13 protein-coding genes are annotated in these 24956 nt (G+C 72.1%); 3 read left to right on the forward strand and 10 right to left on the reverse strand.

The window, feature by feature from the left end; translation table 11 throughout:
• From G5B46_RS00280 to G5B46_RS00320, 9 genes are all read right to left on the reverse strand, one after another.
• Window positions 1-1347: a CpaF family protein gene (locus tag G5B46_RS00280; protein ID WP_165255101.1), complete on the reverse strand. Its 1347-nt coding sequence runs from the start codon at window positions 1345-1347 to the stop codon at window positions 1-3.
• 2 nt (window positions 1348-1349) lie between these two features.
• Window positions 1350-2564 (reverse strand): hypothetical protein, encoded by a 1215-nt coding sequence (locus G5B46_RS00285; protein ID WP_165255103.1) that lies wholly within the window; start codon window positions 2562-2564, stop codon window positions 1350-1352.
• Window positions 2561-3154, reverse strand: coding sequence for a TadE/TadG family type IV pilus assembly protein (locus G5B46_RS00290; protein ID WP_165255104.1), 594 nt, complete (start codon window positions 3152-3154; stop codon window positions 2561-2563). Before G5B46_RS00290 ends, G5B46_RS00285 begins: the two co-directional genes overlap by 4 nt.
• Window positions 3151-3618 carry a TadE/TadG family type IV pilus assembly protein gene (locus G5B46_RS00295; protein ID WP_165255106.1) on the reverse strand — a complete coding sequence of 156 codons (468 nt, stop codon included), beginning with the start codon at window positions 3616-3618 and terminating at the stop codon, window positions 3151-3153. The genes G5B46_RS00290 and G5B46_RS00295 overlap by 4 nt, the downstream gene beginning before the upstream one ends.
• A 25-nt stretch (window positions 3619-3643) precedes the next feature.
• Window positions 3644-5128, reverse strand: a complete 1485-nt coding sequence (locus G5B46_RS00300; protein ID WP_165255108.1) for a pilus assembly protein TadG-related protein — start codon at window positions 5126-5128, stop codon at window positions 3644-3646.
• 2 nt (window positions 5129-5130) lie between these two features.
• Window positions 5131-5448 carry a hypothetical protein gene (locus G5B46_RS00305; RefSeq protein WP_165255109.1) on the reverse strand — a complete coding sequence of 106 codons (318 nt, stop codon included), beginning with the start codon at window positions 5446-5448 and terminating at the stop codon, window positions 5131-5133.
• Window positions 5420-6805, reverse strand: a complete 1386-nt coding sequence (locus G5B46_RS00310; protein ID WP_165255111.1) for a type II and III secretion system protein family protein — start codon at window positions 6803-6805, stop codon at window positions 5420-5422. Before G5B46_RS00310 ends, G5B46_RS00305 begins: the two co-directional genes overlap by 29 nt.
• A gap of 71 nt (window positions 6806-6876) precedes the next feature.
• The gene (gene cpaB / locus G5B46_RS00315; RefSeq protein ID WP_165255113.1) at window positions 6877-7770 is read right to left on the reverse strand and encodes a Flp pilus assembly protein CpaB; all 894 of its coding nucleotides are present in this window, start codon (window positions 7768-7770) and stop codon (window positions 6877-6879) included.
• A 98-nt stretch (window positions 7771-7868) separates the two neighbouring features.
• Window positions 7869-8051: a Flp family type IVb pilin gene (locus G5B46_RS00320; protein WP_165255114.1), complete on the reverse strand. Its 183-nt coding sequence runs from the start codon at window positions 8049-8051 to the stop codon at window positions 7869-7871.
• Between the two features lie 594 nt (window positions 8052-8645).
• On the opposite strand from G5B46_RS00320, the gene G5B46_RS00325 reads away from it, so the two are divergent.
• Both G5B46_RS00325 and G5B46_RS00330 read left to right on the forward strand, forming a co-directional pair.
• Complete coding sequence (locus G5B46_RS00325) at window positions 8646-20936, forward strand: autotransporter outer membrane beta-barrel domain-containing protein (protein ID WP_165255116.1); 12291 nt, start codon at window positions 8646-8648, stop codon at window positions 20934-20936.
• Between the two features lie 344 nt (window positions 20937-21280).
• The gene (locus G5B46_RS00330; protein WP_165255118.1) at window positions 21281-21970 is read left to right on the forward strand and encodes a DedA family protein; all 690 of its coding nucleotides are present in this window, start codon (window positions 21281-21283) and stop codon (window positions 21968-21970) included.
• Window positions 21971-21983: 13 nt separating this feature from the next.
• Here the strand turns inward: G5B46_RS00330 and G5B46_RS00335 are convergent, their stop codons facing one another.
• The gene (locus G5B46_RS00335) at window positions 21984-22196 is read right to left on the reverse strand and encodes a DUF2188 domain-containing protein (protein ID WP_165255119.1); all 213 of its coding nucleotides are present in this window, start codon (window positions 22194-22196) and stop codon (window positions 21984-21986) included.
• Between the two features lie 186 nt (window positions 22197-22382).
• On the opposite strand from G5B46_RS00335, the gene G5B46_RS00340 reads away from it, so the two are divergent.
• Window positions 22383-24806, forward strand: coding sequence for a glycoside hydrolase family 2 TIM barrel-domain containing protein (locus tag G5B46_RS00340; protein WP_165255121.1), 2424 nt, complete (start codon window positions 22383-22385; stop codon window positions 24804-24806).
• The last annotated feature ends 150 nt before the right edge of the window (window positions 24807-24956 follow it).

Raw genomic sequence — 24956 nt, forward strand, 5'->3', positions numbered from 1 at the left:
TCACCCCGAGATCCGGCCAGGTGAGAAGAGGTTGGGCGGCAGGTCGACGCCGCGCGCGTGCAGCACCTCCATGAACCGCGGGCGCACGCCCGTGGCTTCGTAGGAGCCGGCCACCCGGCCGTCGGTGGTCCGGCCCGCGCGGCGGAAGCGGAAGATCTCCTGCATGCAGATGACGTCCTCCTCCATGCCGGTGATCTCCGAGACCGACACGATGCGGCGGTGGCCGTCCTCCATTCGCTCGGCCTGCACCACCACGTGGATGGCCGAGGCGATCTGGCCCCGCACCGAGCGGGCGGGGATGTCGAGCCCGGCCATGCCGACCATCTGCTCCACCCTTGAGAGGGCGTCGCGCGGGGTGTTGGCGTGCACCGTGGTCATCGAGCCGTCGTGGCCGGTGTTCATGGCCTGCAGCATGTCGAAGGCCTCGCCCGAGCGGACTTCGCCGACGATGATGCGGTCGGGCCGCATGCGCAGGGCGTTGCGGACCAGTTCGCGCTGCTGCACCTCGCCCTGGCCCTCGATGTTGGCGGGGCGGGTCTCCAGGCGGCCGACGTGGGGCTGCTGCAGTTGCAGCTCGGCGGAATCCTCGATGGTGATGATCCGCTCGCGCTCGTCGATATAGGCCGACATGGCGTTGAGCAGGGTGGTCTTGCCAGAGCCCGTGCCGCCCGAGATCAGCACGTTGCGGCGGGCCTGGACGACGGCCTCCAGCACCAGGGCCATCTCCTGGGTGATGCTGCCCAGCTCGACCAGCCGGGTCATGGCCAGCGGCACGCGCGAGAACTTGCGGATCGAGACCAGCGGCCCGTCCACCGCCAGCGGCGGGATGATGGCGTTGACGCGGCTGCCGTCGGCCAGGCGGGCGTCGACCATCGGCTGGCTCTCGTCGATGCGCCGACCGACGGCCGCGACGATCTTGTTGATGATCCGCACCAGGTGGCGGGTGTCCTGGAACCGCACGTTGGTGCGATGCAGGCGGCCGGACCGCTCCACGTACACCGTCTCGTGGGTGTTGATCAGGATGTCGGTGACGCTGTCGTCCTTGAGCAGCGGCTCAAGCGGGCCAAGGCCGAGGAGCTCGTCCAGGATCTCGTCGACCAGCTGGTCGGTCTGGGCCGGGGTCAGCAGGCGCTTCTCGTCGGCCAGCAGGCCGCTGACGGCGCCGCGGATTTCCTGGCGCAGGGTCTCGCGCGGGGTGCGGTCCAGCAGGCTGAGGTTCAGAAGGTCGATCAGCCGCTGGTGCAGCCGGACCTTCAGGCCCAGGGCGTCGTCGATCGGCGCAGGCTGGGCGAAATCGGCGGCCGCGGCCTGGCTTTCGATCCGGCGGGTCTCTTCGCTCCAGAGCATGGCTACCTCCCGACCTGGGCGAGGGCGACGGGCTGGGCCGGAACCAGGGTGTCGGCCAGGCGCGCGATCGCCGCCTCCAGCTTGCTGCCCCGGCGCACGGCGCTCAGCGCCACGCCCTGGTTGATGGCTTGCTGCATCAGCTTGCGGTCCTCGGGCGCCACCAGGTCGAAGGGGCGGCCGATGGCCTGCTCGGCGGCCTTCAGCGACAGGCCGCTGGCGCTGTCGGGCTCGACCTGGTTGCAGACCAGCGTCACCGGCACGTCGTCCAGACGCTGGGCCGACAGCATGTGCAGCTGCCGGCGGGCCAGATGCACGTGCGGCACCGACAGGTGGGTCACCAGCACGATCCTCTGCGACTGGCGCAGCAGGCGGTTGGTCCAGGCGGTCCACACGGTGGGCAGGTCGACGAGGGTGGTCTCGAAGTCACGGCGCAGGGCGGCCATCAGGCCGTCGACCAGCGTCGGGCTCAGCGCCTCGACCGGCATCATTTCCTGCGGCGCGCCCAGCACCGCCACGCCGCTGCGGTGGCAGGGCAGGGAGGTGGCGAAGGGCATTTCCTCGACCGCGCCGCCGGCGGCCAGCACCTGGCCCACCGTCACCGCGTCGCCGACGTCGAGATAGAGCGCCGCCGCACCCATCTGCACGTCCAGGTCGGCCAGGCAGACGCCGCCGGCGCCCGTGCGCCCGGCCAGCATCACCGCCGTCTGGGCCGCCAGCGAGGTGGCCCCGACGCCGCCGCCGGCCTTCAGCACGCTGATGATCTCGCCGCTGCGCTTGTGGGCCCGGCCGGTGTCGAGCCGGCAGAAGATCCGCTCCAGGGCGATGGCCAGGGTGGTGTCGCTGACCGGCGCGGGCAGCACGTCGGCCGCGCCCTGGTGCAGCAGGCGGCGGGTGGCCTCGATGTCGGCGCCGCGCATGGCCACCAGCACCTCGAACCGTCCGGCGCTGGCCGCGATCCGCGAGGTCATGCGCTCCAGCTCGGCCGGATCCCCGGCGTCGACGCCCACGATCAGCAGGTCGAAGGCGTGGGCGGCCCGTTCAGGCCAGGCGCAGTCCAGCAGGCGGAAGGTCACCGCCGGGAACATCGCCGACAGCATCGCCACCGGGGGATCGGCGCCGAGGCCCGCGCCGCACAGCCCCACCCGCCAGGCCGTGGGGCGGCTGGGCTGGGGCGGCGGCGCGACGGTCTTGGGACGGCCGAAGTGGAGCAGGCTCATGACAGGCTCTCTCCGCTGAGTGTCGACGTCATGGTCGGCAGGTTGAAGGGGGCGACGCCGAAGATCTGCAGCGCCACGCTCGTGAAGGTGAGGTTGGCGACGCTGACGCTGACCAGCGGCTCCATGTCGGGGGCGTAGGGGTTGCCCACCTTGCCGATGCCGACATGGCGATAGGTGATGGTCACGTCGGCTGCGGTGATGTCGGGCTGGTAGGCCTGCATCTTGTTCAGCACGGCGGTGAAGGTGGTGTTGTCGAAGCCCGGCGAGCCGCCGCTGCCTTGCGTCTGGGTGCAGGTCGTGTTCGAGCCCGTGCAGCTGAAGGCCATGTCGGGCACGGTGCCGCCGCCGCCATAGGTGGCCGTGCCGTCGTAGGTCGCCATGTAGGTCGAGACGATCGGGCTGACGACGGCCAGGCGCGCGCCCTCGCGGGTGGCGGTCTTGGCGGTGTTGATGGTCCAGCCCAGCCGGCCCATGTCGATCACCGCCAGCAGCATGACAATGAAGGCGAAGCACACCAGGCCGAACTCGGTCGCCGTGGCGGCGCTTTCGTCGCGGGCGAACCGCGAGGCTATGGTCGGAAGACGGGTCATTCTGTCCACGCCTGCTGCGAGCTGACCGTGAACGAGGTGAGGGTGATGCCGGTCAGCGGACCGAAGGATTCGATGTAGGGCGGGGTCGCGGCGACCTGCACCCGGGGCACGCCGGTCATGCCGTCGTAGCGACCCGAATAGGTTCCGCCTGCGTTGCTGACGCAGGTGACGGTGACCGTCACCGTGGCGTTGCTGGTCCAGGTGGCGATCAAGGGCGCGCCAGAGCCGTCCTTGGTGCCGGTGCGGGTCAGATTCTGGATGTTGGCGACGTCGCCGGCGTTGGTCAGGCCCGCGCAGGTCATCGGCAGGCGGGCGGCGTAGCGGGCCGCGTCGCGCACCGACGAGACGGCGATGTGGTAGTTCCAGAACAGCCGTCCCGCGCCGACGAAGGCGAAGCACAGCAGCACCATGAACGGCAGCACCAGGGCGAATTCGACCGCCGCCGAGCCCTCGCGCCCGGCCATCAGCCGTCCTGCGAAGGAGGGGCGCTTAGTCATAGAGCCGCACCGAGTAGAGCATCGTCTCCGCGCCGACCGCCGAGGTGTCGGTGGTCGAGCCGATGACCTCGCCATAGATCGAGTTGCTGACGGCCGGGCCGATCAGGAACAGGTCGACATAGGCGATGACGTTGACGGTGGAGCTGCCGTGGACGTTGTCGGCGTTGCAGTTGACGATCACGGCCGAGATGGTGCGTCGGTCGGGCGTGGCCTGGCCGCCGTTCTTGTTGCACTGGGGCGCGGCGTAGTCGTGCGAGCCGCTGTTGGCGGTCTGGCCGTCGGAGAAGGCGCCCGCCGGGGTCGAGATCGACCCGCTCAGCATCGCCAGTTCCCACTTGTAGACCTGATAGCGGCTCGGGCTGGTGGCCCCGGCGACCGGCGTCGGCCCATAGGCGGCCCAGCCCGTGCCCGTCGATCCCGCCGGAACCTGCGGGATGTAGGTGGTCGGGTTGATGCCCGAATGGTTGGTGGCGAAGTACTGCGCGACGTTCCACACGCCGCTGCCAACCGTTCCGGTCTGGTTGCAGTCGCGCGGCAGGCCCATGCCGCCGGCGACCGCCGCGCTGCTCGAGCAGCTGTTGCTGGGAACCGAGACCGTGGGGCTGCAGGCGCTGTTGCCGGCGTTGGTCTTGGCGCCGACCAGCGTGTTCATCGCCGGGCGGAACAGCGGGTCGCTCTTCAGGCCGCTGGCCGAGGACTTGTAGATGTCGAAGCGGACGTTGAAGTAGTCATCCGCCGAGGCGATGTTGCCGGTCTGGGTCTGCACCACGGTGCCAAAGCACTCGGTCAGCGGCGGATAGCGGCCCATGGCGTTCTTGACGTCCGCCGCGCCGGAGCCGACCGACAGGAAGCCGAAGTTCCCGGGACCCCAGGCCCCGTTGCCGCCGGGCGGCGGGGTCAGGACGAAGTTCTTGCCGATGTAGTTGTCGCCGTCGAACACCAGGCTGGTCGCCTCGTTCGGGTTGCAGATCATCAGCGGCGGCACCTTGCAGATCGCCGTGCCGTAGCCGGCCACTGCGCGGGCCGTGGCGTTGAATCCCGCCGCGCCGGTCAGGGCGCCGAACACCAGGCCGCGGGGGCGCGGCGTCAGGTTGATGCGGATGAACTTGGCCGTGGCGTCGGTGGTGGCGGTGACGTCCGGGTCGCGGCTGGACAGGAAGATGATGTCGCTGGCCGCGACGGCCACGTTGCTCTCGAAGGTGTCGCCCAGGGCCTGGCGGTTGCTGACCAGGCTGCCCATGGCCGCCGTCTGGGCCCGTCCCATCGCGCCGCTCGTGCCGTCCAGCTGGCTGGCGCCGGCCAGGGCGGCGGCGTCCACCGCGTTCTCCAGCTCGGCCCTAAGGGCCAGGGCCCGGCTGACGTCGAAGGCCAGGCCCCCGATGGCGACCAGTCCGATCAGGGCCACCCCGGTGAGGGTGGCCACCGTGCCGGAACGGTCCTGGACGAAGCGATGAAGAAGGCGGGGCGCGCGCGACATGGTCAGTTGGCCGGAGACTTGGCCGCTCCCTTGTTGTCGATGCTGGAGGTGCTGGCCTGGACGGGCTGGATCACCTGGTTCTTGCCGTAGCGGGTGGCCGCCAGGGCGGCTCGGACGCCGTCGCCGCCGGGTTGCAGCACGCCCTCGTAGCGGGCGTCCGGGTCGGCCTTCTGGGCGGCCAGGTTGGTCCGCACCGCCATGCCGAAGTCGGGCGACAGGTCCTTGCGGGCGTCGGTGCAGCCGGCGAGGGCGGCCCCGGACGCGGCGAGCGCCGCGGCGGCCAGCAGGATCCTATTGAAGGACATGGCCTTGAGGCGCATCGGCCCCTCCCTTGACTGGTTGCGTGCTCGACTGGGTCTTGCCCAGCAGGAACAGTTCGGTGTCGGACGGCGGCACGAAGTTGTCGGCCGGCGTCGCCTGCCGGGCCCGGGTGGGCCGGACGAGGTGCGGGGTGACCAGGATCACCAGTTCGGTCTGGTTGCGCTGGTAGCTGGTCGAGCGGAACAGCGAGCCCAGGATCGGCAGGTCGCCCAGCATCGGGAACTGGCGGATCTGGTCCTGGTAGTCGTCGCGGATCAGGCCCGCGATCGTGAAGGACTCGCCGTCGCGCAGCTCGACCGTGGTCTTGGCCCGCCGCACCTTGATGCCGGGGATCCGCAGCCCGTTGCTGACGAACGAGGCGTTGGGATCGATGCTCGAGACCTCGGGATTGACCACCAGGTTCACCATGCCGTCCTGCAGGACGGTGGGGGTGAAGGCCAGGCCGATGCCGAACTGCTTGAACTCGACCGTGATCGTCGTCTGGCCGCCGCTCTGGTTCTGGGCCACGGGGACGGGGAACTCGCCGCCGGCCAGGAAGTTGGCGGTGTCGCCCGACATGGCCGTCAGGTTCGGCTCGGCCAGGGTCTTGACCAGGCCCTTGGTCTCCAGCGCGTCGAACAGCACGTCCAGGTCGACGTCGCCGGCCCGCAGCGGGAACTTCAGGAGGCCGAAGGTGTCGGTCAGCGTCGTGGCCACGCCGGTGTCGCCAGTGCCGATGACGAAGTTGTGGTAGTTCGGCGAGGCCGGGTTGGCGGTGTTCATGTTCAGCCGCAGGGCCTTGGCCGTGGCGCGCTCCATCTCGACGATGCGCACCGAGAGGGTGACCTGCTGGCTGCCCTGGACCGACAGCATGTTGACCACCTGGCCCGGCGCGTAGCTCTCGGCCAGGGCCGCGGCGCGGCCGGCGACGGCGCCGCTGCTGGCGGTGCCGGTCAGCACGATCGACTGGTTGCCCGAGGCGACCTTCAGGTTCTCCTCGTTGGGCAGGGCGTCGCGCATCCGCTGGCGCAGGGTCTCGACGTCGGCGCCGACCACCACGTTGGCGGCGGCCACGAGCCGGCGGCCGGGGCCGTAGGCGGTCAGCGTGGTGCCGCCCAGCTTCTTGCCGACGACATAGACCGACCGCGAGGTCAGGGGCAGCACGTCGGCGGTGTCGGGGTTGCCGATCATGATGTCGGTGTAGGGAGCGGGCAGCTCCAGCACCTGGGCCTTGCCGACGGCGACGTTGACCTCGACCTTGCGGACGGCGACGTCGGAGAGGGCGGCGGCGGGCTGAGCCAGGGCGGTGGTCGGAGCCGCCGCCAGCAGGGGCAGCAGGCCGGCCGCCGCGGCCAGCAGCGAGCGTTTCAGGGTCATGTGGGCGGGTCCTGCGCCGTGCGCGTCAGCGGCGCGCCGGCGGGAGGGAGGGGGAGTGGTGGCGGCCATGGTCACAGCCCCACGCGATAGCCGGTCGTCTCGACGCCGCGGGTGACGCGGACCTCGGTCGAAGACGGCGGCATGGACGAGACCGCGGGCCGCGGCGCGGCCGGACGGCGGGGGGCGACGGCCCGGACCGGCGTCGGAGCCGGCGCGTTGACCTGGGTGGGGCCCATGCCTCGCGACAGGTCGGCCAGCGTCATGGTCCGGCGGCCCAGCGGCGCCTGGTCGGAGATCTGCCGCAGCGACAGCGACACCGCCCCGACCGCCTGGGCCAGGGTGATGGCCTGGGCCTGGTCGGGCGTCACCTCGACGGTGATCGCCTTGACCACCACCGGCTTGTCGGCGCCCTGGTCGTCGGACTGGTCGACGCCGACGACGCGGACGTTCTCGGCCAGCACCTGGGTCAGGCTGGTGTCGGGCTGGTTGTTGTCCTTGCTGCGGGTCAGCAGCACGTCCACCCGGTCGCCCGGCAGCACGAACCCGCCGACGCCGGCGACGTCGTTGGCCCGCAGCGACACCGCCCGCATGCCTTCGCCCAGCGAGCTGGCGAGGTTGGAGCGGCCGCCCGAGCCCGACACGCGGTCGGACAGGATCGGCTCGTTGGCGGCGATGTCCTTCAGCGCGATGCGCGCGCCGCCCGGGCCTGAGGCGGCCTCGGGAATGGAACGGAAGGCGCCGGCCGGCACGGCGTCGGTCGGATAGTGCGCGACCTTGAGCACGGCGGACTGGAGCTTGAAGCCTCTCGCCAGAGGCTGGGCGGCGACGACGACGGGCGTCGAGCCGGTTTCCTTGACCACCGGGGCGTCCACGCGCCCGGCGCTCATATAGACCCGTGCGGCGAGCACGGCGCCCAGGCCCAGCACAGCGGCCGCGCCAAGGGATATGACGGTTTTCGTCTGCATTGTTGCAACCCCCTCCCCACGTCAGCGGGGAGCCTGTCCTGGCTCACCACCATGGGTCGGCGACGCGGCTTGCCGCCCCGCGCCGCCGACGACTTGGTTCAGCAGTTGGCGGCCGACGGATTGGCCACGCAGGTGGCGGCGTCCGTGATGGCGACCCCGATGTTGGTGCCCAGCAGCACGGCGGCGACGGCGATCGCGCTGCCGATGATGGCCAGGATCAGGGCGTATTCGGCCGCGGCCGCGCCGTCTTCTTCGAAGATCAGTTCGCGCAGAGTATTCATGTCGTATCCTCCTCTAAGTGTTCTCAACCGCGCATCTTTGTTCGCGGACAAAGAAGAGGTTTCCCCCTTCGCCGTGAATTAAGGTCTTAATGATTTGGTAAGTAAATACATCGGTCGGCGTAATGCAAAATCGGTACGGCGACTCCGAAGGCATACGTCAAACGCACTATTTTTCAGTATTTGGGGCGCAAACGTCGCGCATCTGGGGAATATACTTTTAGATGTGTGTCGGCATATGCCGCTGGCAGGTTGTCGATGCGAGTGTTTCGCTCGGCGAGAGGCGGCCTCGGATCGCCAAAAGATTGTACTACTCAATTTGGGGGTGCTGTGGCGCAGGCCCCTCGGCCAGGTCGGCAGGACAGTCCGGGCGGCTCGTTGCGCACGTCGCTGCTGCGCTTCAGATTGAAATAATTGATCTTTTCAGCGTGTTGCCGCTGGGTGGTGCGACAGGATGACGCCCCGGGCGCGCACTGGCTGCACGGCGCCGCGCGCCGATTGACGAGGGGGCGTTCGTCAACCCCGGAGAGAAACTGCTGGTTTGCGAACTCGAATATCACCATCCAGTCACGGTTTGGCGCCTAGGGGGTTGGGATCGTGGCGAAGAAGCAAACCTTGTCCCGGCTGGCCCAGGCCGCCGCGCTGGTCGATCAGCTGATCCAGGCCATCGAGACCGAGGGCCTCTCCCGAAGCGAAGCCGCCTCGGCCGCCGCCCAGGTTCTGGGCCTTGTGCAGACCTTGTCGCTGCGCGGCGATCCGGACGCCGCCGCCCTGAAGGCCGCCCTGGGCCGCCTGGCCGAACGCCTGGCCCAGGCCAAGGACGACCCGGCCGCGCCCGAGACGCCCGCCGTCGAGACCACCGTCGCCGGCTCGCGCTTCGCCAAGCGCCTCAAGCGCCTGGCCATGATCGTCACCGCGGGCGCGGTGCTGACGGCGCCGATGGCCGCCGCCGCGCGCGACACCGGCGCAGGCCTGCGCGGAACCCTGATGGGCTCGTCGGCGGCGTCGATCGCCCTGATGGGCGCGCTGCCCGTCTATAGTGTCGGCGACATGATCGTGAACCCAGTGTCGGGCGTCAGCGAGAAGGTGGTCGAGAAGCTGACCACGGTCGCGGTCCGCACCGAGGCTGGCAACATCATCCTGCTGGCGACCACGGTCGGCGACACCTTCACCGATCCTGAGACCGGCAAGGCCTACGAGGTGACGGCGGTCTCCAAGAACGCCGACGACCGGGTGATCGGGGTCACCGTCAAGGAATCCGGCACGGCCACCACCTCCAACCTGGCCGTGGTCACCAACAAGTCGACCGACATCGGCGCCGTCACGACCCCGCCGGGAACGGGCGGCAGCGGCGCGGGCAGCTTCGCGTTCACGCCGGCCACGGGCGACGTCAACACCTTCGCCGACTCCAAGTTCGGGGCCAACGGCGGCGACGGGCACGACGGCGGCGGCGTGCGGATCTGCATTCCGTTCATCGGCTGCGCCACCATCGGCTATCCGCCCAGCGGCGGCGGCGCCGGCCAGGCCGGACCGGCGATCACCCATGACCTGACCGTCGCCAACAACGGCGACATCCAGGTCGTCTCCGACAATCTGCCGGGCGTGGTGGTCTCCAGCGTCGGCGGCAACGGCGGCGACGGCGGCGACGCTTTCGGCAACCTCAAGGGCGCGCCCGGCGGCGCGGCCGGGGCCGGCGGAAACGTCACCCTGAGCAGCGCGGTGACCATCGTCACCGACGGCGTGAAGGCTCACGGCATCTTCGCCCAGAGCCGCAGCGGCAAGGGCGGCCAGGGCGGCACGGGCTATATCGCCGGCGACGGCGGCACGGGCGGCTCGGCCGGGCAGGGCGGCGCGGTCACCGTCACCAACACCGGCGCCATCTACACCGGCAAGGCCGGCGCCATCGGCATCCTGGCCCAGAGCCTGGGCGGCGCGGCCGGCGGCGGCGGCGACAGCTACGGCATCATCGGCGACGCGGGCGGCGGCACGATCGGCGGCAACGGCGGCGCGGTGCTGGTCCAGCAGGCGGGCTTGATCCAGACCAAGGGCAAGGACGCTCACGGCGTGCTGGCCCAGTCGATCGGCGGCTCGGGCGGCAACGCCGGCGACGCGGGCGGCATCGTCAGCTTCGGCGACACCGGCAAGGCCGGCGGCGTCGGCGGCAAGGCCGAGATCATCGCCAAGATCGGCTCGTCCACCAGCACCGAAGGCCAGGGCGCGCACGCCCTGTTCGCCCAGAGCGTGGGCGGCGGCGGCGGCAACGGCGGGGTCTCCATCGGCCTGGTGGCCCTTGGCTCGGGCGGCGGCGCCGGCGGCTCGGGCGGCCTGGCCAAGGTCACGGTCGAAAGCGGCGCGGCCGTCTCGACCAAGGGCGCCGACGCTCACGCGATCTTCGCCCAGTCGGTCGGCGGCGGCGGCGGCAGCGCCGGCGTCAGCGGCGGTCTGGTGGCGCTGGGCGCCAAGGGCGACGCCGGCGGCGTGGCCGGGGCCGTCGAGATCTCCAGCAGCGGCGTCGTCTCGACCGACGGCGTCGACTCCCGAGGCGTCTTCGGCCAGAGCGTGGGCGGCGGCGGCGGCGCGGCGTCCGGTACGGGCGGCCTCGTCTCGCTGGGCGGCTCCGGCGCAGCCGGCGGCGCGGGCGGCTCGGTCACCGTCACCACCGGCGCGGGCGGCTCGGTGAAGACCACCAAGCAAGGCGCCGACGCCATCTTCGCCCAGTCGGTGGGCGGCGGCGGCGGCAGCGGCTCCAGCTCCGGCGGCGTCGTGGCCCTGGGCGGCGCGGCCGGCGGCGGCGGCGCGGGCGGCGCGGTCACGGTCACCAACGGCGGCGTCGTCGAGACCGCGGGCGACAAGGCGCGCGGGATCTTCGCCCAGTCGGTGGGCGGCGGCGGCGGCTCGGGCGGCGACGGCGGCGGTCTGGTCACCATCGGCGGCAAGGGCGGTGCGGCCAGCACCGGCGGCGCGGTCACGGTGGCCAACACCGGCGCGATCACCACCAAGGGCGATCTCTCCAGCGCTATCCAGGCCCAGAGCGTGGGCGGCGGCGGCGGCGACGGCGGCAGCACCGGCGGCGTCTTCCTGACCATCGGCGGCGGCGGCGCCGCGGGCGGCGGCTCGGGCCTGGTCACGGTCAAGCACGCGGGCGACATCTTCACCGGCGGCAACGACTCCCACGGCATCTTCGCCCAGAGCGTGGGCGGCGGCGGCGGCAGCGGCGGCTCCAGCGTCTCGATCAGCGCCTTCGCCGGCGTCGCTATCGGCGGCGACGGCGCGCTGGGCGGCGACGGCGGCAAGGTCGACATCGACCTCAGCCAGAGCACGGTGACCACCGGCGGTTCCACCAGCCTAGTGAATCCGCTGATCGTCACGGGCGGCGATCGCGCGCGCGGCATCTTCGCCCAGAGCGTGGGCGGCGGCGGCGGCAACGGCGGCTTCGCGGCCCAGGTCTCGGCCGGCTACGGCGTCGGCGCCAGCGCGGCCGTGGGCGGTCGCGGCGGCAAGGGCGGCAAGGGCGGCGAGGTCGACATCGACGGCGACGTCCTGATCCTGACCAAGGGCGACTACTCCGAAGGCCTGTTCGCCCAGTCGGTGGGCGGCGGCGGCGGCTCGGGCGGCTTTGCGCTGTCGTTCGCCTTCGCGGCCGGCGAGACGGCCGCGGCCGCCTTCTCGGTCGCCCTCGGCGGCAAGGGCGGCGACGGCGGCGAAGGCGGCCTAGTCGACATCAAGTCGGGCGGCGCGATCCTCACCGAAGGCAAGTTCTCGACCGGTCTCGTCGCCCAGTCCGTGGGCGGCGGCGGCGGCAACGGCGGCTACACCGTCAGCTTCGCGGGCGCGGGGGCCGGCGCGGCCTCGGCCTCGGCGGCCGTGGGCGTCGGCGGGGCCGGCGGCAAGGGCGGCAAGGGCGGCGTGGTCGATGTCGACTTCGACGGCGCCATCACCACCGGCGACGACGACGCCATCGGCGCGCTGATCCAGTCGGTCGGCGGCGGCGGCGGCGGCGGCGGCTTCAACGTCTCGGGCGCGGTCGCCGTGGCCGGCACGGCCGGCGTCGGCGCCTCGGCCGGGGTCGGCGGCAGCGGCGGCGACGGCGGCATCGGCGATAGCGCCACCGGACGCATCGGCGGCGACGTCTCCACCAGCGGCAAGCGCTCGACGGCCGTGATCGTCCAGAGCGTGGGCGGCGGCGGCGGCAGCGGCGGTTTCAACGTCGCTGGCTCGATCGGCGGCGGCGGCACGGCCGGCGTCGGGGTGTCGGTCGGCGTCGGCGGCTCGGGCGGCAAGGGCGGCAACGCCGGAACCGCCGACGGCGAGGTCGAGGGCGACATCCACACCAAGGGCGACCAGTCCGGCGGCCTTCTGGTGCAGAGCGTGGGCGGCGGCGGCGGCTCGGGCGGGTTCAACGTCTCCGGCTCGATCGGCGTGGCCCAGACGGCCGGCGCGGGGATCTCGGTCGGCGTCGGCGGCGCGGGCGGCGGCGGCGGCGACGGCATGCTGGTGGTCGGCAAGATGACCGGCGACACCCTGACCGAGGGCGCCGACGCCGACGGCGTCGTGGCCCAGAGCATCGGCGGCGGCGGCGGCAGCGGCGGCTTCAACGTCTCCGGCTCGATCGGCGGCGCGGCCACGGCGGCCGGCGGGATCAGCGTTGGCGTCGGCGGCAGCGGCGGCGACGGCGGCAAGGGCGGCGAGGTCCGCCTCGACGTCATCGGAACGACCGCCACCAAGGGCGCGCGCAGCGACGCCATCATCGCCCAGAGCGTGGGCGGCGGCGGCGGCAGCGGCGGCTTCTCGGTCGCGGCCGGCATCGCCCTGTCGGCCAACGGCGCGGGCACGCTCAGCGTCGCCGTCGGCGGTTCGGGCGGCAAGGGCGGCGACGCCGACACGGTCACCCTCAAGGTCAATGACGGCGTCGCCGATCCGCTGGGCGACCTGATTGCGGCGGTTACCGAGGGCAAGGGCGCGCGCGCCATCGTCGCCCAGAGCGTGGGCGGCGGCGGCGGCGGCGGCGGCTTCACCATCGCCGGCGGCTTCTCGGCGGCCAAGACCGGCGCGGGCAACATCGGGGTCGGCGTCGGCGGCGGCGGCGAAAAGGGCGGCGACGGCAAGGCCGTGACCGGCAAGATCACCGGCGACGTCGGCACCAAGGGCGACGACGCCTCGGGCGTGCTGGTCCAGAGCGTCGGCGGCGGCGGCGGCAGCGGCGGCTTCAACGTCACCGGCGGCTTCGCGGCGGCCAAGACCGGCGCGGGCAACATCCTGGTCGGCGTGGGCGGCTTCGGCGGCACGGGCGGCGGCGCGGGCAAGGTCGACGGCGGCGTCACCGGCGACGTCGTCACGACGGGCGATCGCGCGTTCGGGGTCAGCTACCAGAGCCTGGGCGGCGGCGGCGGCGCGGGCGCCTTCAACATCACCGGCGGCGTCAGCCTGGCCTCCAGCGGCGGCGGAACCGGCACGCTGGGCGTCGGGGTCGGCGGCTTCGGCGGCGACGGCGGCAAGGCCGGCGAGGTCGACGCCTTTGTGAAAGGCGATGTCTGGACCAAGGGCGACGACGCCCACGGCGTCCTGCTGCAGAGCGTGGGCGGCGGCGGCGGCTCGGGCGGCTTCAACGTCACGGGCCTCGTCAGCGCTTCGCAAGGAGCCAACGGCGCCATCGGGTTCGGCCTGGGCGGCTTCGGCGGCGGCGGCGGCGACGCCGACGTCGTCAAGGGCTTGCTCTCGGGCGACGTCACCACCGAAGGCGACGGCTCGTTCGGCGCCATGCTGCAGAGCCTGGGCGGCGGCGGCGGCAACGGCGGCATCAATGTCAGCGGCTCGGTCGCCCTGTCGGCCGGCAACAACGCCGCGGTGGCCATCGGCCTGGGCGTCGGCGGCTTCGGCGGCGGCGCGGGCGCGGGCAAGGACGTCACTGGCACGGTCACCGGCCGCTATCAGACCTCTGGCGACGAGGCCGACGGCGTGGTGGCCCAGTCGATCGGCGGCGGCGGCGGTTCGGGCGGCCTCAACGTCTCGGGCGCGGTGGCGGTCAGCGCCGGCACGGCCGGGACCGGCTCGGTCGGTATCGGCGGCTTCGGCGGCAAGGGCGGCGCCTCGGGCGCGGTGACCCTGACCCGCGTCGGCGACACCCTCACCGACGGCGCCAATTCCGACGGGATCATCGCCCAGAGCATCGCCGGCGGCGGCGGCCAGGGCGGGATCAATGTCGCCGGCGGCCTGTCGGCGACCACCAAGGGCAGCGCCGGCAGCTTCGGCTTCGGTCTTGGCGGCTTCGGCGGCGACGGCGGCCAGGCGGGCGACGTGAAGGCCAGCGTCACGGGCAACGTCTGGGCCCAGGGCCTGGAGTCCGACGTCACCACGCCAGAGCAGGTGGTCAAGATCCCGCTGTTCGGCGGGGACTTCGAGTTCACCATCGCCGCCGACCGCACGCGCCTGAACGGCTCCAACGGCGTGATGGCCCAGAGCGTGGGCGGCGGCGGCGGCGCGGGCGGCCTCAATGTCACCGGCCAGCTGTCGCTGACCAAGCCCGGCGGCTCCTCGACCAGCCGGTCGATCTCGCTCGGCGTCGGCGGATTCGGCGGCAAGGGCGGCGACGCCGGCAAGGTCGACCTGACCATCGCCGGTCCCACCGCCGACTACGTTCAGGTCACCGCCGTGGGCGACGACCGCTATGCGGCCGTGGCGCAGTCGATCGGCGGCGGCGGCGGCGCTGGCGGCATCAACGTTTCGGGCGGCCTGGCCATGGACGGCCAGCTCGTCGCGGGCGTCGGCGGCTTCGGCGGCGACGGCGGCAAGGGCAAGGACGTCGAGGCCGACGTCACCGCCAACCTGTTCGCGGCCGGTGATCGGTCGCGCGGCCTGATGGCCCAGTCGATCGGCGGCGGCGGCGGCGCGGGCGGCATCAACATCTCCGGCGGGATCAGCGCCGACACCTCCAACGAGGAACCCTCGATCGCCTTCGGCCTCGGCGGCTTCGGCGGCGCGGGCAACATCAGCGGCGACGTCAAGGTCGCCCAGAACGGTCAGGTCTGGGTCGAGGGCGTCGACGCCATCGGCGTCCTGGTGCAGAGCGTCGCGGGCGGCGGCGGCTCGGGCGGCCTCAACGTCGCGGCCGACGTCAACATGGGCAAGTCCACCTCGTCCTCGAACGGCTTCGCCATCGCCGTCGGGGTCGGCGGCAAGGGCGGAACCGGCGCCGATGCGGGCAACGTCTCGCTGGACAGCCTTGGCGACGTCATCGTCAACGCCCGCCTGAAGGCCAATCCGGTCGCGGGCGGAGACACGCTTGAGGCTGTCGACTTCACCGGCGGCGCCAAGGGCATAATGGTCCAGTCGATCGGCGGCGGCGGCGGGGTGGGCGGCGTCAGCGCCACCGGCGCCATCGCCCCCTCCGGCAATCCGGTCGCCCTGGGCATCGGCGGTTCGGGCGGTTCGGGCGGCGACGCCGGCACGGTCACCGTCGTGCGCGGCTACGCCGACGACGGCTCGGTCGACGCCCACCTGATCCGCACCTTCGGCTACGACTCCGACGGCCTGGTGGCCCAGAGCGTGGGCGGCGGCGGCGGCTCGGCGGGGATGAACTTCACCATCGCCGCCACCGTGGCCAACAAGGCCGAAAACCCGGTGGCCGCCATAATCACCGTCGGCGGCGACGGCGCGGGCGCGGGCTCGGGCAAGAAGGTCGACGTCGCCCACGCGGGCAACATCGTCACCGACGGCGCCTACAGCGACGGCCTGATCGCCCAGAGCGTCGGCGGCGGCGGCGGCTCGGGCAACTTCAACATCGGCGCCGGCGTGCTCAGGAACGCCAACGCGCTGAACATGGCCATCGGCGGCGCCACGGGCGCTGCCGGCGACGGCGGCGAGGTCGAGGTCGACCACGCGGGGACGATCGTCACCAAGGGCGACAACTCGGTGGGCCTGCGCGCCCAGTCGATCGGCGGCGGCGGCGGCAACGCCGGCTTCGACATGGCCATGGGCGCCATGAACAAGAACGCCGTCAGCATCACCATCGGCCGCATCGGCGGCATGGGCGGCCTGGGCGGCGACGTGAAGGTCTCGTCGGACGGGACGATCGACACCACCGGCGCGGACTCCTCGGCGATCTTCGCCCAGAGCATCGGCGGCGGCGGCGGGGCGTCCAGCGCCATCACCGTGGGCGCTAACGGCACGCGCGGCCAGGGTGCCAACGCCGAGTCGTTCAGCGGCTCGCTCAGCATCGGCCTGGACGGCGGCTTCGGGGCCGAGGGCGGCGACGTCACGGTCGGCGCCAAGGGCGCTCTGACCACGCGCGGCGACGACTCCCGCGGGATCTTCGCCCAGAGCATCGGCGGCGGCGGCGGAGCCGGCGGTTCGGCGGCCACCACCATCGTCCGGGCCTCGGGCGCGGCCGGCGTCGCGGTCGGCGGCAAGGGCGGGGTCGGCGCCCTGTCCGGCAAGGTCACGGTCGACACCGCCGCGACCATCGTCACCGAGGGCGAGCGCTCCGACGGCGTGCTGGCCCAGTCGATCGGCGGCGGCGGCGGCCTGGGCGGCATGGCCCGCACCATCCAGTTCCAGGTCGGCGGCGCGCCCTCTGGCACGACCACTCGCACCGCCACGGTCAGCGTCGGCGGTTCCGGCGGCTCCGGCGCGGTCGGCGGCGCGGTCGAGGTCAAGAGCAGCGGTGTCGTCTACACCAAGGGCGCCGACGCCTTCGGCATCCGCGCCCAGTCGATCGGCGGCGGCGGCGGCATCGGCGGCGCGGTCCTCAACGTCCGCGCCCAGGGCACCAGCAGCAACGACTCCTTCGACCTCAACATCGGCGGCTCGGGCGGAACCGGCGGCACCGGCGGCAAGGTCGAGGTGCTCAACACCGGCCTGATCGTCACCGAAGGCCGCGGCGCGGCCGGCGTCTCGGCCAACAGCATCGGCGGCGGCGGCGGCGACGGCGGCATCGTCGTCGAGGTGGTCGGCGGCTATGCCGGGGCCGACAAGCAGAGCCACCGCTATGTCATGAACATCGGCGGCTCCGGCGGCGACGGCGGCACGGGCGGCGACGTCACCGTGACCAACCGCGCCGTGGCCGGCGTCAAGGACAGCGGCACGATCTCGACCGCCGGCGAGCGCGCCTACGGCGTTTTCGCCCAGAGCCTGGGCGGCGGCGGCGGCAACGGCTCGACCATCCTGTCGCTGACCGCCCTGAAGAGCGGCGAGAACAGCGCCTCGGTCGGCCTCAACATCGGCGGCTTCGGCGGAACCGGCAACACCGCCGGCAAGGTCGTGGTCGACAACGCCGGCCTTATCCAGACTACGGGCGCGGACGCCTATGGCGTGCTGGCCCAGTCGATCGGCGGCGGCGGCGGCAATGGCGGCATGGTCATCGCCGCCAACCTGCTGATCGGCGCGCTTTCCAACGCGCCGCTCGTCTCGCTGGGCGGGATCGGCGGCGACGGCGGAGACGGCGGCGAGGTGATCGTCACCAACAGCGGCCGCATCCTGACCACCGGCGCCCGGGCCCACGGCATCGTGGCCCAGAGCATCGGCGGCGGCGGCGGCGACGCCCAGATGGGCTTCAGCCTGACCGGCGAGGCCAAGAGCTTGATCCTGTCCAACGCCCTGGCCGCCACGGTCGGCGCCGTCGGCGGCGGCTCGGGCGGGCAGGGCGGGGCGGTCACCGTCAACCACTCGGGCGACATCACCGTGCTGGGCGACGGGGCCATGGCCATCAAGGCCGAGAGCATCAACGGCGGCGGCGGCACGCTCAGCCTCGACTTCTCGGGCATCACCGGCCTGCCGGGCCAGCCCTATCTCAAGCCCGACGGCTCGACCGGCCGCGTCGACCCGATGGTCGTCGCCAAGGCCGGCGCTGAGAACGTCACCGGCGCGGCCGGCGGCCTGGTCACGATCAAGACCACCGGCACGTTCGGCGCGGCGGGCAAGAACGGCGTGGCCTCGTTCGCCCAGTCGATCGGCGGCGGCGGCGGCGCGCTCGACCTCAAGCTGCTGCTTTCGGGCCAGCTCGACGAGGTCAATGTCGACTCGCCGGTGGCCACCCAGGTCCAGCTGGGCCTCGGCGGCTCGGGCGGCCGGAACGTCGGCGGCGGAACCATCGTCAGCGAGCATGCCGGCCAGATCGTCACCACCGGTGTCAACACCGCCGGCGTGCTGGCCCAGTCGGTCGGCGGCGGCGGCGGCCGCGCCAACGGCGACGTCGCGGTTCCGGCCGGGGCCCTGCTGGGAACCACGACCCTGACCCTGGGCGGAGCCAACCAGGTCGACGCGGCCGGCGGCGGCGTCTCGCGCATCCAGGGCGGCGCGGTCACCACCACGGCGGCCAGCGCCTCGGGCGCGATCCTGCAGTCGATCGGCGGCGGCGGCGGCTCGGCGGGGCTCAACCTGTCGGGCGCCGGCTCCAGCGGCGCGAGCGTCGTCGCGGCGCTGGGCGCGCAGGGCGGCTCCGGCCTCTCCGGCGGCGGCGTGACGGGCGCCTTCAGCGGCGGCCTCACCACCCTGGGCGACCATGCCCTGGGCCTTGTCGCCCAGTCGATCGGCGCGGGCGGCGGCGAGGTGCACGTCACCGGTTCGCCCAAGCTTTCGGTCACCCTGGGCGGGACCGCCGGCGCGACCGGCGACGGCGGCGACGTCGTGCTGACCAACAGCGGCGCGATCCAGACGGCCGGCGCCGGCGCGCACGCCGTCTTCCTGCAGTCGATCGGCGGCGGCGGCGGCGCGGCCTTCGGCGGCTCGTCGGCCTCGACCGTGGCGCTGAACACCGGCGGCGTCGGCGACGGCGGCCATGTCGACTTCCGCCAGACCGGCGACATCTTCGCCATCGGCGACGCAGCTTTCGGGGTCGTCGCCCAGAGCCTGGGCGGCGGCGGCGGCTGGGTCGACGGCAAGTTCGCCGGCGCGGCCGGCGGCGCCGGCGCGGGCGGGGCGATCGATCTCGTGCTTTCGGGCCAGGTCTATGCGGGCGGCGCGAACTCCACCGCCGTCTTCGCCCAGAGCCTGGGCGCGGACGGCGCGGGGAACATCGCCCTGCGCACCACCGGCTCGGTGCGCGGCGGCTCTGGAACCGGCGTCGGCGTGCAGATCAGCGGCGGCGCGGCCAACGGCCTGGCCAACACCGGCCTGATCTCGGCCGTCTCGGGCAAGGCGATCGTCTCGGGCCAGGGCGACGAGCGGGTCGACAACCGCGGCGTCGTCATCGGCGACATCGACCTGGGCGCGGGGACCAACGCCTTCGACAACCAGTCCGGCGCGGCCTTCATGGCCTTCAGGACCATCGACCTGCGCGATCCGGCCGGAACCGGTCCGCTGTCGTCCTCGGGCGGCGGGATCTCGACCCTGGGCGTCTCGGCCCAGGCCGTGCCGGGCGGCGCTGCGACCTTCACCAACAGCGGCGACTTCCTGATGGGCCTGTCGGCGTCGCGCGTGCCGATCGACCTGGCGAACGGCGCGACCTTCGCCAACCTCGACGGCGCGGGCGATGCGAAGACCAACGCCTATTACGGCGCGCGGGTGATCAACACCGTCGCCCTCGACGGCCACTTCGTGCAGACGGCGGGCGGCCGCTCGGTGTTCGACGTCGCCTTCGGGCCCTACGCCTCCGACCGGGTCGACGTCACCGGCGACGTGGCCCTGGCCGGGACCGGCGACGTCACCCTGACCTGGCTGCAGGACGCCAAGCCCGTGACCCTGTTCTCGGCGGGCGGCTCGGTGACCGACAACGGCTTCAAGGTCACCGACACCCTGGCCATGGACTACCGCATCCAGACCAGCGGCGGCGCGGTGCAGCTGGCCTTCGACACCCACTTCGACCAGGGCTTCCTGGCCCTGAACGAGCGGGCGCTGGGCAAGCACATGAACTCGGCGATCGCGGTGGGCGACTCCGGGGGCATCGGTCGCCTGATGGCGCTGATCGGCAACCTGCAGGTTGGGCAGGAGGCCGCCTACAAGGCGATCTTCGCCAACCTCAATCCCGAACCGCACCTGGCCCCGCTGCGCAGCCAGCTGGCTTCTGCAAATGGGTTCTCGCAACAGCTGTTCGGCTGCGCCAACCCGACCCTGCAGGTCGACGGCAAGTGCAGCTGGGCGGTGATCGAGCGCGCGACCGCCGACGGCGAGCGCGACGCCGACACCCTGGCCGTCAAGGCCGAGGGCGGCCGCCTGCGCGGCGGCTTCGAGCATTCGCTGGATGGCGGCTGGTCGTTCGCCACCGCCGTGGGCTACGAGCGTCTCGACCGGGTCATCGTCGACGGCGGCCGCTCCTGGTCGCAGGGCCAGGGCTTCAGCGCCGGGGCGGGCTTCAAGCGTCGCTCGGGCGGGGCCGAGATGGCCTTCTCGCTGTCGGGCGGCTGGCAGTGGATGGAGACCGCGCGCCTCGTCGACGTCTTCACCATCGGCCGGGCCGAGTCCGATCCGGAAAGCGGCTATGTGCGCGCCGACGCCCGCTTCGCCTACGTCATGGAGAACGGGCGGCTGTTCGTGCGCCCCGCGCTCAATGTCTGGGGCACGGGCCTGCACCAGCGCCGCTTCGAGGAGCGTGGGCTGGACGGCATGGGCGCGCGGGGTCTTTCCGACACCCAGTGGATCGGCACGGCCAATCCCGAGCTGACCCTGGGCTTCGTCATGAAGGAGACGGCGCGCAGCCAGGCGGCGGTGTCGTTCACCGTCGGCGGCCTGTTCAACTCGACCGACAAGATCCAGATGCCGTTCCAGCTGATGGGCGCCAACGCCTCGTCCGAACCGGCCCAGATCCGCACGGCGCTCGACCGCTCGGGCTGGCGCGCGGGCGTCGACTTCCATGTGATCGGCGATGACAAGGTCTCGGTGAAGTTCAACTACACCACCGAGTTCGGCGACCGCACCAGCAATCAGGCCGCCGGCCTGAACCTGCGCGTGAGGTTCTAGGGGAGGGGATGTTCACGCGCTGACCACTCTTCAATCCCTTGAGCTTGTCATCCCGGCCGCAGCGAAGCGGAGCGCCGGGATCTCCCACCGTTCAGCCGGCGTGGGAGATCCCGGCTCTACGGACCGCTGACGCGCTCCTTCGGCCGGGATGACAAGTCTCTTTGAGCTTTCGATGGCGTCCCGGCCCTGGGGCAGGGGGACGGCGCCGTTTCGGCACGGCTCGTCCCGAAGTTGTCCCCAAAGGTGCGGCATCCGGGGCACAGTCGGGTTTAATTGACGCAACGGCGCGCAACGCTCTGGCGGCGCGGCGGCTTGATCTCCATGTGGGGGCTCGAAGGACCCCCATGGACAACTTGCTTCAATCCGTCGCCGCTTTCGTCACCGAGCACCAGAGCTGGGCGGGCTTGATCCTTGGGGCCCTTACCTTCGCCGAATCCCTCGTCCTGATCGGCGCCTTCGTGCCCGCGACCGCCCTGATGCTGCTGGCCGGCACCCTGATCGGCGGCGGCGTGCTCGATCCGTTCGAAGTGCTCCTGTGGTGCACCATCGGCGCGGTGCTGGGCGATGCGGTGTCCTACGCCTTGGGCCGTCGTCTGGGTCCGCGCGTCCTGCGCATTCCGGCTTTCCGCGACCATCGCCGCACCATCGCCCGCACGCGCCTGTTCAACCGCCGTTTCGGGGTCGCCTCGATCTTCATCGGCCGCTTCTTCGGCCCGCTGCGGGCCTTCGTGCCGATCATGGCCGGCATCCTGCAGATGAAGTCGTGGACCTTCCAGACGGCCAACTTCCTGTCGGCCCTGGTCTGGATCGCCAGCCTGCTGGCGCCCGGCTACCTGGCCGCCCGCAGCCTGTCGGGCGTCAGCCTCGAGCTGGGCCTGGCCATCGCCGCCGGCGTCGCCCTGACCGTGCTCGGCGTCGTCGTCGCCTGGCGCTTCGCCGCCTCGCGCCGCAGCGTGGCCGCCGCCAAGGCCAAGGCCGCCGCGCTGGCCGAGAGCCCCGCGCCGATCGTCGAGCTGAAGCCCAAGCGCGCCTGAGGCCGACTGGGCCTCAAGCCGCCGCGCCCTGGGCCACCCAGCGCCCGACCAGCCGTCCGCCACGATCGTGGATCCGCACCTCAACGGGCTCGCGCGCGTCCGCGGCCAGCTTGCGCGCGCGCCGCTCGGCTTCGCCTCCGCCGGCGAAATGCAGCACCTCGCCGGTGGCGTGAACGCGCACGCACCAGCCCCCTTCGCAGGGAACGACATCGACGACCCCAGGCATGTCGTACCCCTTCGTACGCTGAACTCGCGCTGCCAAACGCCGCCCTCGGCAAAGGGTTCACCGCGTCGTTCACCCTGATTGAGACGAAGTGTTGCGAGGGGCTGGCGTTTTGTCTGAGCTTTCATAAAATGACACAAAATATCAAAATATGGGATTAGCGTTTCGTCGCGTCCCAGGGAGAAAACGATGGCTCATTCCCTGACGCGCGGCGTCTCGCGCCTGGCCCTAGCGGCCGTTCTCGGCTTCTGCGCCCTGCCGGCCCTCGCGGCCGATCGGGTGACGACGCCGCTGGGCGAGGGGTGGACCTTCTTCCAGGGCGACCCCGAGGGCGCCGAGACGGCCGCCTTCGACGACGGCGCCTGGACCAAGGTTTCGGTGCCCCACGACTGGGCCATCGCCGGACCGTTCGACATCAAGGCCCGCGCCGGCGGGGCGGGCGGCTTCCTGCCCACCGGCATCGGCTGGTATCGCAAGGCGCTGGACGTCAAGCCGCCCGCGCCGGGCCGACGGGTCTATGTCGAGCTCGACGGCGTGATGGAGCGCAGCGGCGTCTGGATCAACGGCCACCACCTGGGCCATCGCCCCAGCGGCTACGTGGCGCTGCGCTACGACATCACCGACTTCATCAAGGCCGATGGCCCCAACGTCCTGGCCGTTCGCGCCGACACTGAGCACGCGCCGTCGTCGCGCTGGTACGCGGGCTCGGGCGTCTACGGCAAGGTCCGCCTGATCGAGAGCGCGGCCCAGCATGTCGAGCAGGGCGGGGCCTTCGTCAGCGTCACCAAGATCGCCGAGGGCAAGGCCACGGCCGACATCGCCGTCGACGTCGTCAACGACGCCAACGCGGCGGCCAGGGCGGGCCTGGAGGTCGTGCTGCGCGACCCGTCCGGCAAGGAGGTCGCCCGCGGCGCCGTCCCCGCCGTGTCCATCGATCCGGCCCGCACCGAGACGCTCAAGCTGTCGCTCGACATCGCCTCGCCCAGACGCTGGGACCTGGAGACGCCCAACCTCTACCGCGCCGAGATCCGCGTGGTGGGCGAGGGCGGGGCGGGCCTCGACGCCGAGACCGTGCCCTTCGGCGTGCGTGAAGCGGCCTTCAAGGCCGACAGCGGCTTCTGGCTGAACGGCAGGAACACCAAGCTCAAGGGCGTGGCCCTGCACATGGACGGCGGCGCGGTCGGTGCGGCCGTGCCCATGGACGTCTGGCGTCAGCGCCTGTCGGCCCTGAAGACCCAGGGCGTCAACGCCATCCGCACTGCCCACAACCCGCCGTCGCCCGGCTTCCTGGATCTCTGCGACCAGATGGGCTTCGTGGTCATGGACGAGCTGTTCGACCAGTGGAACGTCTCCAAGACGCCCGGCGACTACCACCTGTTCTTCAGCGACTGGCACAAGCGCGACGCCCGCGACATGGTCCGCCGCGACCGAAACCACCCCAGCATCGTCCTCTGGAGCGCTGGCAACGAGATCCACGACACGGCCTATCCGGTGCAGGCCAAGGCGGCGCTGACCAGCCTGCTTAACGTCATGCACGCCACCGATCCGACCCGGCCGGTGACGATGGGCCTGTTCCGTCCGAACGTGACGGGCGACTACCAGAACGGTTTCGCCGACATGCTCGACGTGGTCGGCCAGAACTATCGCGAGAACGAACTGATCGCGGCCCACAAGCAGAACCCCGCCCGCATCATCGTCGGCACGGAGAACAGCAAGACCCGCACCTCGTGGGTGGCTGTGCGCGACTACCCGGCCTATTCGGGCATGTTCCTGTGGACCGGCATCGACTATCTGGGCGAGGCCGACCGCAGCGGCTGGCCCAATATCGACAATCCGGCCGGCATCATCGACCGCACCGGCGCCCTGAAGATCATCGGCATGCAGCGGGCCTCGTGGTGGGCCGAAAAGCCTGTGCTGCACGTGGTGCGCAACGCCCTGCCGGCCGCCCCGCCGCCCTCGTCCGACGGCGCCGGTCCCGCGCCGGCCCTGCCGACCATGGTCGCCGTCGCCACCCCGCCGCCCAAGGTGGCGATCTTCGATGACTGGACGCCGCAGGACCTGTCGCCGCACGAGGAGACCATCGAGGTCTATTCCAACTGCGCCAGCGTCGACGTTTCGCTCAACGGCCGCTGGCTGGGCGCCAAGGCCCTGCCGGCCGACGCCTCGCCGCGCCAGTGGACCGTCACCTTCGCGCCGGGCGAGGTGAAGGCCGCCTGCCGCGATCCCGGGGTTAAGCTGGAAGACACGCTGCGCACCGCCGGCAAGCCGGCCCGCATCGAGCTGACCGCCGAGAGCGACAAGGTGGGCAAGGGCTTCGACGACCTGGCCTTCGTCCGGGCCCGGGTGGTCGACGCCAAGGGCGTGGTCGTGCCCTCGGCCCAGGACGCCATCACCTTCCAGGTCTCGGGCGCGGGGGTCTTTGTGGCCGCCGACAACGCAGCCCCGACCGATCACACGGCCTTCGCCTCGCCGACTCGCAAGGCCTGGCAGGGCAAGGCCGCGGCCCTGGTGCGCGGGGCCGGCGAGGGGGCCTCGCTGACCGTCACCGCCACCGCGCCGGGCCTGACGGAGGGCAAGGTTTCGCTCAAGACGCTCGCCAAGGGTGTTCAGTGAACATGTTCTGCGACAAAGCGTCACTTTTCGCAGGAAGGGGCTTGAAAACCCAGCTGGTAGCGCTAACTACAACCCCGTGAGGCGCGAGCGCCTCTGCCCTTCCTGGGCGTTTCCTCCCTAATGAACTAAGCCCGGCGGGTAACCGCCGGG

Origin of the sequence: Caulobacter sp. 602-2, from assembly GCF_011043625.1 — a bacterium.
In the GTDB taxonomy this organism is placed as follows: domain Bacteria; phylum Pseudomonadota; class Alphaproteobacteria; order Caulobacterales; family Caulobacteraceae; genus Caulobacter.

Coding starts and splice junctions, on each gene's coding strand:
- G5B46_RS00280 (WP_165255101.1), bottom strand. CDS start 1,347: ATGCTCTGGAGCGAAGAGACCCGCCGGATCGAAAGCCAGGCCGCGGCC.
- G5B46_RS00285 (WP_165255103.1), bottom strand. CDS start 2,564: ATGAGCCTGCTCCACTTCGGCCGTCCCAAGACCGTCGCGCCGCCGCCC.
- G5B46_RS00290 (WP_165255104.1), bottom strand. CDS start 3,154: ATGACCCGTCTTCCGACCATAGCCTCGCGGTTCGCCCGCGACGAAAGC.
- G5B46_RS00295 (WP_165255106.1), bottom strand. CDS start 3,618: ATGGCCGGGCGCGAGGGCTCGGCGGCGGTCGAATTCGCCCTGGTGCTG.
- G5B46_RS00300 (WP_165255108.1), bottom strand. CDS start 5,128: ATGTCGCGCGCGCCCCGCCTTCTTCATCGCTTCGTCCAGGACCGTTCC.
- G5B46_RS00305 (WP_165255109.1), bottom strand. CDS start 5,448: ATGCGCCTCAAGGCCATGTCCTTCAATAGGATCCTGCTGGCCGCCGCG.
- G5B46_RS00310 (WP_165255111.1), bottom strand. CDS start 6,805: ATGACCCTGAAACGCTCGCTGCTGGCCGCGGCGGCCGGCCTGCTGCCC.
- cpaB (WP_165255113.1), bottom strand. CDS start 7,770: ATGCAGACGAAAACCGTCATATCCCTTGGCGCGGCCGCTGTGCTGGGC.
- G5B46_RS00320 (WP_165255114.1), bottom strand. CDS start 8,051: ATGAATACTCTGCGCGAACTGATCTTCGAAGAAGACGGCGCGGCCGCG.
- G5B46_RS00330 (WP_165255118.1), top strand. CDS start 21,281: ATGGACAACTTGCTTCAATCCGTCGCCGCTTTCGTCACCGAGCACCAG.
- G5B46_RS00335 (WP_165255119.1), bottom strand. CDS start 22,196: ATGCCTGGGGTCGTCGATGTCGTTCCCTGCGAAGGGGGCTGGTGCGTG.
- G5B46_RS00340 (WP_165255121.1), top strand. CDS start 22,383: ATGGCTCATTCCCTGACGCGCGGCGTCTCGCGCCTGGCCCTAGCGGCC.